Annotated in this window: 3 protein-coding genes; all 3 read right to left on the reverse strand. The window is 60.8% G+C overall.

What is annotated here, in order from left to right; translation table 11 throughout:
• Window positions 1-53: 53 nt before the first annotated feature.
• Window positions 54-10,412: an SDR family NAD(P)-dependent oxidoreductase gene (locus F4Y00_08715; protein ID MYE05034.1), complete on the reverse strand. Its 10,359-nt coding sequence runs from the start codon at window positions 10,410-10,412 to the stop codon at window positions 54-56.
• Between the two features lie 305 nt (window positions 10,413-10,717).
• Window positions 10,718-12,442, reverse strand: a complete 1,725-nt coding sequence (locus tag F4Y00_08720) for a hypothetical protein (protein ID MYE05035.1) — start codon at window positions 12,440-12,442, stop codon at window positions 10,718-10,720.
• Window positions 12,443-12,572: 130 nt separating this feature from the next.
• Window positions 12,573-14,306 (reverse strand): hypothetical protein, encoded by a 1,734-nt coding sequence (locus tag F4Y00_08725; protein MYE05036.1) that lies wholly within the window; start codon window positions 14,304-14,306, stop codon window positions 12,573-12,575.
• Between the last annotated feature and the right edge of the window lie 33 nt (window positions 14,307-14,339).

Genomic DNA, 14,339 nt, shown 5'->3' on the forward strand with positions numbered 1-14,339 from the left:
GCACATCTTCTGACCAGGCCCCGCAGAGCGCCGCTGCACAGTGGTAACAGGCCCTATTTCGACGTATCGATCCAGTATCGCCGGCGCTGGAACGGATAGCCCGGCAGAGAAATCCGGCGCCGTGTTTCCCCCGCGAACAATCCGGCGAATGCAACCGGGAGCCCCGCTTCGTACGCTGCTGCAATCGCCGCCACGAACCCGTCCCCGCCATGTATCGGCGACCCGTCTCCGGATGGTTTCTGCAGATTCGACAGCACAAGCGGCGATTCCGCAGCATTCCTGTTCGTGCCCTTGCCTGCCGTTTTCTTCGGCCGGACTTTATCTGTCTTTGGTCCCAATATTGAATGCGAACCAATCTGCACAATCACCTCCACCCCCAGATCGGCCAGCGTCTCCACACACTTGTCGAATACTTCCGGTTCTTGCGCCTGCCGGCGCCAGTATGCCGCATCGAGTGTTTCACCTGACGCCACGGCCCGACCTGTCACACTACTCACGACCGTGAGAGAGGGGGAAGCAATGATTGCACCTGTTAGCGCAGCTTCCAACTCGTCTGCTACAGGCTGCCGTTGTTCTGCATCCGCGGAAACTGCCGCTGCCGCACCCCTTGCCGCTGCTAACCGTAATCCATCTTCCAAACCGAACACCCCTGCTGCCTGAGCCGCCGCAATCTCCCCAAGGTCGTGTCCAACCACCACGCTCGGTTGAATCCCCACGCTCGACCAGAGCGCCGTTAGCCCGCATTCCAGCGCGTAGATAGCAGGATAAGCCCAGGCAGCATCGTCCATATTTCCCGCGGCCCCCGGTCGGTTAAACATCACGTCCAGCAAGGAAAGCCCCCGCTCCTCCTGAAATGCTTCTTCGCAGCGATCCAAAACCGCCCGTACCACCGGTTCGCTATCGTATAACTCTTTGCCCGAATCGCTCCATTGGGCGTCTTTTCCGGCAAAAGCAAAGGCTATTTTCGTCGTTGCCTGCGGCTCCTGATCCGCACGTATTTCTGCATCCGCTTCTGCAAGTGCACGAAGCCTTTCCCTAAGCGAGTCGGCATCCCGGAACACGATACCGGCACGATGTGCGAAATGGCTGCGCCCCACACCTGCTGTCCAGGCCATATCCGAGAGCGTCGGATATGCAGCGGCGCCATTCGAAGAAAACGCTCCGACATGCTCGTCGAGCCAGACCAGATAGCGCCCCGCCAGCTCCCGGAGCGCCTCATCCGACTTCCCTGATAACGGCAATAATCGCACAGTTCTCTCAACGAGGTCTTGCTCCGCCAGGGGCTGCCGGGCAACCGACTCTTGCAGGGAATCAGGCAAACAGGCCGCAACAGATCGCTCGGAACCCGTGGGCCCATGCCCTGCATCGGGTGTGGATAGAACACCCTCGGAAGATTCATATCCTTCCACGACAATGTGCGCATTCGTACCCGAAAGTCCGAAGGAACTTATCCCTGCCCTTGGCGGCCGGTCAGAATGGGCCGGCCACGTTGTCGCCTCGGAGGTGACCTGTACCGGCAGTTGCCCCCAGTCAAGATGCGGGCTTGGATTGTCAAAGTGTAAATGTTTGGGAATGACCCCTTTGTTCATTGCAAGAACGGCCTTGATCAGGCTTGCAACCCCCGCCGCGCACTCAAGGTGGCCGATATTCGTCTTTACCGAACCAATCAGCAGCGGGCGCTCCGCTGCCCGCTCCCTGCCGTAAACTGCCGCCGCCGCCTGCACTTCGATCGGGTCGCCCAAACCCGACCCCGCGCCGTGCGCCTCCAGATAATCGACTTCCGCGGGAGAAATTCCTGCTTGCAACAATGCCTCCTCAATCACTCGCTCTTGCGATGGCCCGTTCGGAATGATCAGCCCCGCACTTGCTCCATTCTGATTTACCGCGGAGCCCCGGATCACCCCCCATATCCTGTCTCCATCCGCTCTCGCTTCACGCAACCGCTTCAGGACCACCATCCCACAACCCTCCCCCCGTACAAAGCCGTCTGCAGCCGCATCGAAGGTGCTGCACTGCCCGCTCGCAGACAACATCCCGAGCTCCATCATAAATCGTGTGATTTCCGGAGACAAAACCGCGCTCACCCCCCCGGTGAGAGCCATGTCGACTTCTCCCTGGCGCAATGCGGAAAGCGCCTGATGTATCGCCACGAGAGACGATGCGCACGCCATGTCGACCGGCACGGCCGGACCGGTAAGACCCAAAACAAAAGCAATCCGGCCGGCCGTTACGCTCATGGTGGTGCCGAGGTACCCATGCGTTTCCCCACTGGCAGCTGCGACATCCCGATAGTCGCCGTTGCCGACCCCGACATACACCCCGGTGCGGCTACCTTTGATACCGTCGGGCTCCATCCCCGCATCTTCGATAGCATGCCAGGTAGTCTCCAGCAACAGACGCTGTCGCGGGTCCATCATCCGCGCTTCGATGGGCGCAATACGGAAGAACTTTGCGTCAAATTTGTCAATTTCTTCGACGAATGCTCCGCGACGGGAAATAGCATCCGTAGAAGCAGGATCTCCGGCCACGCCGTCCCAGGAGCCGTTATCCCGGCGTCCGTCCGTTACCGCGTCCACTCCCGCTTCGAGCTGGCGCCAGAAGGTTGAAATGTCCGGAGCACCGGGGAATCGGCACGCCATACCCACAATCGCTATCCCGTTGTCCTCTCCTTCTGCTTGCACCTGGGGCTGTGGCTCGGGTCGAACCTGCGGAGGAGGGGCATCCCCGACTTCGCCAAGTTCTCCGACCAGATGAGCGGCGAGTGTAGCGATGTCCGGGTAATCGAACACGACCGTGTTGGAGGCCACGTATTCTCCGGCAAATGCCCGATTCAGGCGGTTCCGTAATTCCACCGCCATAAGCGAGTCCATCCCCAGGTCGAAAAACCCTACCGTAGCCGCCGGCGCCGTGGATAGCCTCAGCACTGCCTGCACTTCCTGCTGCAGGAAGGAAACGAGCAGTTCTTCGCGTCCCGCCGGGGTTCCCCTCAACCGGGACAGCAGGTCCTCTGACGAGGTGCGGGCATCGGTTTCGGCCTCCGGAGCAACAGACAGCAAGTCCTCCAGCAGTGGAGGGCGGTCTTCCGCCGCCTCTTCATACACTGCCCAATCCATCGACATTACCACGGAATTCGTGGCGTCCTGACGCACCAGTTGTTCGAATGCCCGGAGGCCCTGCTGCGGGGTAAACCAGCGGCCTCCGAGTGCTGTACGCCGGCGATCGATCCGCTCGCGTTGTTCCGCGGCTTCACCAATCTCTGACCACGCTCCCCAGGCAATAGCCTGTCCGGGGAGTCCCTGTGCGCGGCGGTGACCAGCGAGTTGGTCCAGAAAGGCATTGGCCGCGGCATGGTTTGCCTGGCCCGGATTGCCCATCACGCCAACCCGACTCGAAAAGAGGACGAAGAGATCCAGATCCCGGTTTTCTGTCGCCCGGTGCAGATGCCAGGCACCCAGTATCTTCGGCCAGAGCACCGTTTCGAATCGCTCCCAACTCTGGTTGGTCAGTGCGCCGTCCGACAGTACGCCCACACTGTGGATTACACCTCCGAGCGGTGGTAGCGTCGCATCTATCCGTTCCAGCATCTGATCTATTGCGGCGGCATCCGTCACGTCCGCAAGTTCCACCTGCACCGTCACGCCGCGCTCCCGCAACTTGCGGATCGTCTCCTCTGCTTCGGCATCCGGCGCCCGGCGTCCGTTTAACACGATCGCTCCTGCTTCGTGGTCTGCGAGCCAGTCGGCCACTGCACATCCGATCCCTCCCAGACCGCCGGTCACCAAATAGGTTCGATCCTGCCGCAAACGCCCTGTCATGAGCGGGGGCGGCGTCACGACGATCTTCCCGAGGTGCCGGGCCGATCGCATGAAACTCAATGCGGCCCCGGCTTCGGTGAGCGGCCACCTGCTGTGGATAATCGGTTTCAGTTCTCCTGCCGAAAGACCCTTCATCACACCCCGCAGGACTTTCCCCACCCACGCCGGTTCGGTTTTTTTGAGGACATCCAATGCCAGGATGGAATAGCCTACATCCGGACGCACAGCCGCCATCTCTTCCTCGCTATAGATGTCTCGTCTGGCCATTTCCACAAACCGGCCGCCCTGCCTGAGACAGGACAGACTCGTTTCGATGAAACCCTCCCCCGTCAGGCTGTTCAGTACTACGTCCACCCCCGCGCCGTCTGTGGCTTCGAGGATTTCCTGGCCGAACGCTGTCTGGCGGCTGTCGAATATGTGCTCTACGCCCAGTGACCGGAGATATGCCTGCTTCGGTGCGCTTGCGGTAGCGAAGACCTCTGCTCCAGCAGCTTGCACCAACTGGATGGCCGCCAGGCCGACACCGCCCGCACCCGCATGAATCAGTACCCGTTCGCCAGCCTCAAGCCCGGAATATTCAAAGGACAGCGCAGCCGACACAAAGGCGCTTGGCACCGTCGCAAGTCCACTCACGGAGAATCCGAATAGCGCAGGCGCCACCAGTTCCTCCCGTGTGATCATTTGGGGCCCGAACGCACCGAAACCTAATCCGACCACATGGTCACCGACCGAAACGGTCGAGACATCGGAGCCTACCTCGAGGATGCGGCCACACATCTCTCTGCCCAACAGTCCTTCTTCGATGAAGCCGAGTGATCGGAATACATCCCAGAAGTTGAGTCCGGCCGCGTCGACAGCCACGCGAACTTCCTTCGGCTCGAGAGGACGTGCCGGCAGCGGCTGGACATACGGTCTGTCGAACACCCCGGCAGGATCCGGAGCGAGCACCCATTCCATCTCCTCCGGGAAAGCCAGCCGTTCCGGCCCGTCGCCCGCTCGAACGAGGCGCGCCACCTGACGGCGCCCCGATCGATACGCGATGTGATTTTCGGAATCAGGATATAAGAGTTCTTCGGTGAGATCGGGCTCCGGCGCCATCTCGCCGGGGTCCAGATCAATCATCCTGGGCTGCAGATGCACCGCTTCACGAGCTATAGCCTTGCCGAAGCCCCAGAGCGCTGCGCCCGCGAGTTCTCCACCCCGTTCCCGCTCCAGCACCTGGGCGCCCCGTGTGATCATCCAGACGCCATTGGAGGGGACCACATCGGAATCTGCGACGCCCTGAACCAGGGCCAGTGCGCTCGCTCCCGCTCGCCTCACGTCTTCGGCTATTTCCTCGGTTGTAGTCTGTTCCCCATGACCGTCCAGTCCCACAAGATGCACCACACCGCTGAGCGGTACATCGTCAGGCAAACCGGTCACAAGCGCTCCCCAGGACTCGCGCTGATCCATTTCCACGGCCGTCCTGAAAACCCCGGAACCAGCCGCTGCCGACCTCTCGTCTTCGGCGGCTTCGCTGCCCGCCAGCACGACGGTCTGGTTCCGCGCAGCCAAATCGACTGCCAGCTTCTCTGCAACCCCTCCCTCGTCCGCTACGAGAATCCACATGCCTCCCGGCTCTGTCACCTCAATCGGACCTTGCGCTACAATCACACCTTTATCCGGTGTTTTCGACGAGTCGGATTCATCTACTCCCAGAAATTCCACTTCCCCGAAACCCGCGTCACCGAGGGCCTGGCGCCACACGGCGGGGCTTGCCAGTGCGTGATGCGGGCGGTAGTCGTCGGCAAACCGCCACCAGCCATCCAACTGACCGAACGTCAGGTCCATCCAGCCCAGGCCACTAAGGTTCTCGAGAGCGATCAACTGTCCGGATGGGGCAAGCAGGTCCCGGCAGTGTCCCAGCGTTTCCTCCAGATATCGCGTTGCATGCAGCACGTTGGACGCGATCATCAGATCGTATCCATGGGAGTCGAAACCCTGTTCGATCGGGTCCTTCTCGATGTCCAGCGGACGGTACTCAATACACCCGCCCCCATCTCCAAAGCGCGCCTCCGCCTCGGAAAAGAAGCCTGCGGAGATATCCGTATAGACGTAGTCGAACTGTCCTTCGGGAAGTTCCGGAAGTACGGATGCGGTTGCAGATCCGGTGCCCGCCCCGACCTCGATCACCCTGAGGCGCCGTCCTTCCGGCAATGCAGCCACCAGCGCCCGAACCGCCTCTCCCAGCATCCGGTTCGCCGCACGCGCCACGGGCGCCTTCAGATAGAGATCGGCCGCCGTGGGTTCTCCGCTGCTGAACAGTAGTGTCAGGGGATCTTCCCGGCCGCGAAGCACCTCGGCCAGCGCACGCCCGGAGCGCCGAAACAGCCCGATCTCGGTCTGACCATGGGAATAGAGACCCATCATACGGGTGGCAAACTCCTCAAGGTCAACAGGCATGTGCTCAGGCAATGCATCCTCCGGTCCCACGATCACGACAAACCCGTCGTCCGTCTCTTCCACCACGCCCGATTTGGCAAGCATCTCGAAGAGCCGCCGGAAGAGACGCTTGTGCTCGGGAAGGACGTTCAACTGGCTTCGCAACGCCTCCGTGTCCACGGTTTCGCCCGCCTGGCGCCGCCAACCCAGCTCTTCCAGCGTCGCGAGCGCACGGGACCGGGACCATCGCTCGAGGTCTGTAAGCAGACGGTCCCGGTCTTCGGGATCTACGCCTGCGTCCGTCAGATACCCGGCGAACAATTGCGAGCCGGCCTCGACAACCGCCGGGCTCGGGAAGAAGTCTGCGGGGACCATTCCGGGTGGAAGGGCGTGCTCGCGCCACACCACCTCATACAGCAGATCCTGCACTCTTTCGATCGCCGAGAGCAGGGAAGCCCGTGTCGCCCTTTTGACCGTGTATCCGCTCAGGCGACCGAGCAGCGCCCCATTCAGATCGTAGATGCGCATCTCGCCGCTCAGAACCTCGGCAGGCTCGCCCGAATCGGTCTTCCCGTTGGTTGATGCATCGCTCAGGCGTACATGGCAGACGACCCGATCAGGCAACGGCCCCGCCAGCCACAGCCGTTCCCAGCCGAACGGCAGATAGGTGGCCCCAGCCTCGGTCCCTGCCAGATTGCGCGCTGCGCCCACCACCTGGAAGCAGCCGTCCAGCACGAGCGGATGCATATCCAGTCCGTGCCTGGTCAGTGTTTCAGGAAGAGACACCTCACCCAGGGCCTCGCCCGGACGAGACCAAACCCTCCCAAGCGTGCGGAAAAACGGACCCAGGTCAACCCCCGTACTCGCTCTCTGGCGATAGTAGCCCGCCACATCTGCCGGCGAGAGATTGGCCTTCAGACTTTCAAAATCGATCCGCTCACCCGCTTCCGGATCCGGGGCGCCCGGCAACAGGCGACCTTCCACATGAAGCATCCATTCCCCTTCACTTCCCTTACTGAATATCTGAAAATCGTGCGACGACGCCTGCTCGGAAGCGTTGAGCACAACCTGCATTTTCCGGCCCTCTTCCCCCTCTTCTTCCTCCTTCTCGAAGACAAGCGGGTTATATAACTGCATGTTCTCTACGACGATCGATCCGCTCCCCTCAAGAAGTGACGCCGCACAGGCCATAGTGCCGTAGAGCGCACCGGGGGCGACGACCCGGCCGAATACCCGGTGGTCGTTCATCCACACCGGATCGGAAGCAAACACTTCCGTCTCGAATGTGATTTCGCCGCGGGCGGACTCGTGCCGCATGCCCAACAAGGGATGCCCCGAACCCCGGCGCTGGCGCTTCGGCGCCTCGATCCAATGGCGTTGGCGCTGGAAAGGATAACCCGGCAGCGATATCCGTCGCCGCGTCTCTCCCGCGAACAGCCCCGGAAAATGAATCGGGAGTCCCGCCCGATAGGCCTCCGCGACGGCCGTTGTATATGCGCGGTCGGCTTCCGATTGCGATACTTTGGAAGAGGGCCGCAGCAAGCTCGACAAAACTACGGGCGGATCGCCTGCCGTATCGGGCCAGGCCAGGGTCGCCATCGTAGCCAGTACCGAGTGCGGGCCCATCTCCACCACCATATCGACCCCGAGGTCCGACAGCGTCTCAATACTTGGAGCAAACGCTACCGGCTCCCGGGCATGCCGCTTCCAGTACGCTCCGTCCAGCGCTTCGCCGGAATTCACCGCTCGACCGGTCAGATTACTGACCAGGGTCAGAGAGGGGGGCTTGATTGTGACTTCATCAAGAGACGCTTCCAGCGCATCCAGAGCCGGTTCCACCAGGGCGCTGTGGAATGCCTTGGCCGTGTTCAGCCGCCTTACCTGAATTCCCTCTGATTCGAAGTGCTTTGAGAAGGCCTCGATCTTTTCGACCGGGCCGCTGATCACTTGGTGGGTTCCGTTGTTCGCCGAGATGCTTACCTCAATCCCGGCGGATGCCGCATTCAGGGCCTCGATTGCCGGCGCCACTCTTTCGGGCGGTGCGAAAACCGCGGCCATGGCGCCCTCTTCGATTCCTGACAGCAGGGTTCCTCGTGTGGCCGCAAACCGCATACCATCCTCCAGGCTGAATACCCCTGCCGCCTGCGCCGCAGCGATTTCCCCGACACTGTGCCCCATCACTACGTCGGGCCTGATCCCCACACTCGCCCAGAGTGCCGTCAGCGCGCACTCCAGCGCGTAGAGGGCCGGCTGCTCCCATGCCGTGTCGTCCAGTTGCCCTTGCTCTTCGGCCCGGCCGAACATTACATCCAGCAGGGAGGCCCCTCTTGCATCCCGGAATACCGCCTCGCAACGATCCAGAACCGCTCTCGCCACCGGTTCCGTCTCGTAGAGTGTCTGCCCCATGCCGACCCACTGGCTTCCTTGCCCGGTATATACAAACGCTATCCGGGAGGGGGTTTGCGCCGCAGTGGGCATGCCTGCCTCTGCAAGGGTACTCAGACCCTCGCGCAGCGACGCGGGGTCGCTGAATACGACGCCTGCCCGGTGGGTAAAATGACTGCGTCCCACGCCCGCCGTCCACACCATGTCCGCAAGGGCCGCCTCGCTGTCGGAAGCAAATTCGTCGGCATGTTCGTCGAGCCATGCAAGGTACCGCCCCGCCAGGTCTCGAAGCGCCCCATCGGATTTACCCGAAAGCGGCAGAAAACGGGTTTCGCGCAGGCCGCACTCTTTCTCCGGCAACGGCAGATCCGCCGCCATCCCCGGCGCCGTAACCGCCACTTTCCTTGCAGGGCCCCCGAACAACTGTTCATCAGCGGGCGCAGCGTCCGGAGGACAATATTCCTCCACTAAAAGATGGGCGTTCGTTCCGGATATCCCGAAGGAATTCACCCCCGCGAGTCGCGGTCGTCCGTCGCGGCGCGGCCAGTCCATCATGGACGATGTAACCTGCAATGGCAGCCGGTCCCAATCGAGGCTCGGGTTGGGATCCCGGAAATGGAGGTGTTTGGGAATCACCCCCCGTTTCAGCACCAGTGCCGCTTTGATCAGTCCGGCCACACCTGCAGCCGATTCCAGATGACCGATGTTGGTTTTCACCGAGCCAATCAGCAGCGGATTATCCAATTCGCGCCCCTTTCCGTAGACAGCGGCCACCGCATTGATCTCGATCGGATCACCGACGGTCGTCCCGGTCCCATGCGCCTCCAGGTAATCCACTTCCAAGGGAGAGATTCCTGCGTCCGACAGCGCCGTTTCGATCACCTCTTCCAGCGCGGGTGTGTTCGGGACCGTCAGCCCGACGCCGGTCCCGCCGTGGTTCACCGCCGCGCCCCGAATCACCGCCCAGATTCGATCGCCGTCCGCCTCGGCCTCGCTCAGCCGCTTCAGCACCACGACTCCGCAGCCCTCCCCCCGCACGTACCCGTTGGCGGACGCATCGAATGTCTTGCACTGCCCATCCGGGGACAGCATCATCGCATCCGCGCGCAGCTCATAGATGAGGCCGTTCAGGATAGCCTGGACGCCGCCTGCAATGGCCAGATCGGCCTTGCCCTGCTGCAGGTCCGCCACCGCATCATGGACTGACACCAGGGACGACGCACATGCAGCATCTATCGCCTTTGCCGGTCCCGTGAGACCCAGTACGAACGAGACTCTTCCACTGGCGCCGTTGAGGTTGGTGCCGCTAAGGGCGTAGAGGCACCTGGCAGCCTCTGCGGGCTTGGTTGACTCCAGTACCAGCATTCGGTACTCGTCGTTGCTGATCCCGGTGTATACGCCCGTGCGGCTCTCTCTCAGCCTGTCCGGATCTATTCCCGCATCTTCAAGGGCTTCCCAACTCGTTTCCAGCATGAGTCGCTGTTGCGGATCCAGCAGCTCTGCCTCTACCGGAGAAATCCGGAAAAACTCCGCATCGAACAGGTCAATGTCGTCAACGAACGCGCCGTAACGACACCCTTCGCTTTGCACTGTGTCGTCAGAGAAAATCTGGCCCCAGCGCCCTGGTCCGGAACCGGGCACACCCTCCTTTACGGCGTTCCCGCCGTTTTCAAGAAGCTTCCAGAAAGCCGCAATATTCTCTGCGCCGGGAAACCGGCACGCCATGCCTACAATCGCTATGGGTTCTCCAGAGCGAAAAACCTCTCCTTTTGCCAAGCGCTTCCCGGTCATTATTGTTCTTTATTTCTGAATACTTATATGAGGCCGCAACACCGTTCGAAAGCTCTCCTCATCCTCTTCCCGAACCATCCCCGATTCCTCAAGCATTGTGAATCCGATAGCGAACGCTTGTTGAAGGGGCTTGTCGGATCAGTAGTCATATTATAATACCAGTCTCGCAGGAAGTGGTTCGAAAATACTGTATCGCACCCTGTCCGACAATACATATTTCTGATGCCCTTTTGCCTTCGGGCCGCTACTCCATGTATCCTCTCCCGTGTGTAATTGCAGAGGTGTTGAGCATTCACGCCGTGACCTTACGTGCTCACACGCACGGTCACGATATCTGTCTCGTGATATTGCTGGTGGCGAACCGAGGACGCGAGATGTCGCAACAGCCGAAGTGACACTTCCCGCTCCATGGGCGCTTCTTCCGTGTGTTCGCTGAGTAGCGCGATCCGATCCTGAAGATTCTCCTCCCCTGAAGAGACAACGAATTCAAGCACGGCGTCCTCTTCTTCCCTGTACGCCGTAAGACGCAGGTGCCGTGTGCTGTGCACCCCTTCCGCACCCTCTGGTGGAATGAGTGTCAGCAAGGTCTCCTCCGCGGCGGCGTCCAGGCGGCCTGCCATTGCCGTGTCCCAGCCGTTGCGGGACGCGAACGCACCGAGAAAGTCCCTGATCTCTGACAGCGCGGAAATATCGAATACCATCTGTATCCGACTATGGCGGGGCCTCGTGAGCTCCAGGAACAGCGTCAGGAGGATGGCTGTGATACCGCCGGCGTTCATCCCGTTCCGCAAAAGACCGCCTGCAAACTCCGAGATGTACTCGGGAAATATCATGCCGCTCTGGAAGCCGACCCCGACGAGGAACGAGATGCCGACAACTATGCCTTTGCGATAATCGATTCCGTCCTGAACGACTATTTTAATCCCGACCAGGAAGAGCGCCGCCAGCATTACGATGAAATAAGCGGCGATGACCGGGCCCGGTATCGCCAGGACGATGGCGAGCACTTTCGGAAGAAACGCCATGATAATGAACACGGCCCCGGTGGCAACCCCGACGTTGCGGGCGCCGACCCCGGTGAGTTCCGCCATCGATACGCCCAGAGTGTTGGCCGTATTCGGTATCGTACCCGTGAGACCGGAAATCAGGTTGCTTATGCCATCCACGGTCATGGCGCCTTCCACCGCCCGGAAATCCACCGCCCGGCTTTTGCGCCACGAGATACGCTGGATGGCGACGGAACTGCTGATCGTGCGGATGGAACTGACTACGGCGACAAGCAGGAATGCGGGAAGAAGCGCCCAGAAAGCGGGCCCAAAGTCGAGGGCGAAACCCGGCCATTCGTTCGCCGGCAGGCCAATCCATGAAGCCGCAGTAATTCGATCAAACTCGTATAGCCCGAAAAAGCCGCCAATTACCGAGCCGGCGACCACACCGATAACCGGCCCCCATAGACGTAACACCCCGGTCGCCTTTAGTGTGATGCCGCTGATGATGAGCAGCGTTACAAAGGCGCTGAGCGGAGCAGCCAGCGCCGGGGCCCCGGGCACCGGCAACAGATTGAAGATGGCCGGCATTATAGTAATCGGTATCAGCATGATTATCGTTCCCGCGATAGCCGGGGTCAGAAACCGCTGAAACAGCGAAAGCCGCCAGGAAAGCACAAGGGGAACGAAGGATGAGATGACGACCAGGGTGGCGAGCAGTGCCGGTCCGCCTTCGGCGACTGCCGTGATACAGACCGCGATGAAAGCTCCGGACGGCCCCATAATGAGCAAATAACCCATGCCGATCCGGCCGATGCGAGCCGCCTGCAAAATGGTGGCTACCCCACCAACCGCGACCGTGGCGAACACGGCCCACGACACATAGGCTTCGGTCGTATCCGCCGCGCGCATCACGACGGTCGGGATCAGTATGATGGCGGCTACACTGAGCGCAGCAAGTTGCAAGCCAAGGCCGAAGGCGAGGGTCGCCGGAGGCTTTTCGTCGGGCTGATAGCGGATGCCCGTGTGACCGTTAGCATTCATGTTAGCAGGAGGCGGACAATTTCGATCATTTCATCGATGATCCGGGGAATCACGGCAGGCCCGGCCCGAAGGGTCCCGGACCTGTTTTGCCGGAACTCATAGTGGCTGCTGATCGTTTAAAATGGGGGGTTCAGGTTTTCATGCGCACAGTCACGATATCTGTCTCGTGATATTGCTGGTGGCGAACCGAGGACGCAAGATGTCGCAACAGCCGAAGCGACACTTCCCGCTCCATGGGTGCTTCCTCCGTGTGTTCGCTGAGCAGGGCGATCTGATCCTGAAGGTTCTCCTCCCCCGACGAGACAACGAATTCAAGCACGGCGTCCTCTTCTTCCTTGTACGCCGTAAGGCGCAGGTGCCGTTGGGCGTGTTTCTCTCCTGCGTCCCCCTGTGGAATGAGCGTCAGCAAAGTCTCCTCCGCGGCGGCGTCCAGGCGGGCTGCCATTGCCGTGTCCCAGCCGTTGCGGGATACGAACGCACCCAGAAAGTCCCTGATCTTTGACAGGGCCGACATGTCGAATGTCATCTGCATCCGACTGCGGCGGGGCCGCGTGAGCTCCAGGAACAGCGTCAGGAGGATAGCTGTGAGACCGCCGGCGTTCATCCCGTTCCGCAAAAGACCGCCTGCAAAATCCAGGGTGTACTCGGGAAATACCAGGCCGCTCTGGAAGGCGACTCCGACAAGGAACGAGATACCGACAATCATGCCCTTGCGATAGTCGATTCCATTCTGGAGAACTATTTTAATGCCGACTACGAAGAGCGCCGCCAGCATTACGGCGAAATAAGCGGCGAAGACCGGGCCCGGTATCGCCAGAACTGCGGCGAGGACTTTCGGAAGGAACGCCAAAACAATGAACACGGCTCCGGTGGCAATCCCGACACTGCGGGCGGCGACCCCCGTGATTTCGGCCATCGATACGCCCAGCGTGTTGGCTGTATTGGGCATTGTTCCGAGGAGGCCGGAGATCATGTTGCCTATGCCATCCACGGTTACCGCACCTTCCACCGCCCGGAAATCCACCGCTCTGCTCTTGTGCCACGACACCCGCTGGATGGCGATGGCACTGCTGATCGTTCGGATGGAACTGATCAGGGCAACGAAGAGGAATCCGGGAAGAAGCGTCCAGAAAGCCGTCCCGAAATTGATATCGAGTCCCGCCCATTCGTTCGCCGGCAGGCCAATCCACGAAGCCTCAGCGATGCGATCGACCTCGTACAGCCCGAAAAAGCCGCCCACTACCGAGCCGATAACCACACCGATAACCGGCGCCCAAAAACGCAATATCCCCTTCGCCTTCAGCACGATGCCGCTGACGATGAGCAGCGTTACAAGGGCGCTCAGCGGAGCAGCCAGGGCCGAGCTCCCGGGCACGGATAGCATATTGATGAGGGCCGGCAATACGGTAATCGGTATCAGCATGATTACCGTTCCCACGATAGCCGGGGTCAGGAACCGCTGGAACAGCGAAAGCCGCCTGGCAAGCACAAAGGGAACGAGGGATGAGGCAACAACCAGGGTCGCGAACAGTGCCGGTCCGCCTTCGATAAGCGCCATGATACACACCGCGATGAAGGCTTCGGACGGCCCCATAACAAGCACAAAACCCGCACCGATTCGGCCAGCGCGGATCGCTTGCAGCATAGTGGAAACCCCGACGACCGCGACGGAGGCAAACACTGCCCACAACAGATAGGCTTCGCTCACTCCTGCACCGCGCATCACGACGGTCGTGATCAGTATGAAGATGGCTATACTGAGCGCAGCGAGCTGCAAGCCAAGGCCAAAGGACAGGGTCACCGGAGGCTTTTCATCGGCCTGGTAGCGGAGGCCCGTGTGACTGCTGGCGTCCCTGGCATTCATAGAAATGAATCGTTCGTTCTTTATTCCTGAATA

This window comes from Bacteroidetes bacterium SB0662_bin_6 (assembly GCA_009839485.1).
Taxonomy (GTDB): domain Bacteria; phylum Bacteroidota; class Rhodothermia; order Rhodothermales; family VXPQ01; genus VXPQ01.

What these genes read in the sequence shown, in the direction of transcription:
- F4Y00_08725 (MYE05036.1), bottom strand. Translation starts at nt 14,306, where the DNA reads ATGAATGCCAGGGACGCCAGCAGTCACACGGGCCTCCGCTACCAGGCC.
- F4Y00_08720 (MYE05035.1), bottom strand. Translation starts at nt 12,442, where the DNA reads ATGAATGCTAACGGTCACACGGGCATCCGCTATCAGCCCGACGAAAAG.
- F4Y00_08715 (MYE05034.1), bottom strand. Translation starts at nt 10,412, where the DNA reads ATGACCGGGAAGCGCTTGGCAAAAGGAGAGGTTTTTCGCTCTGGAGAA.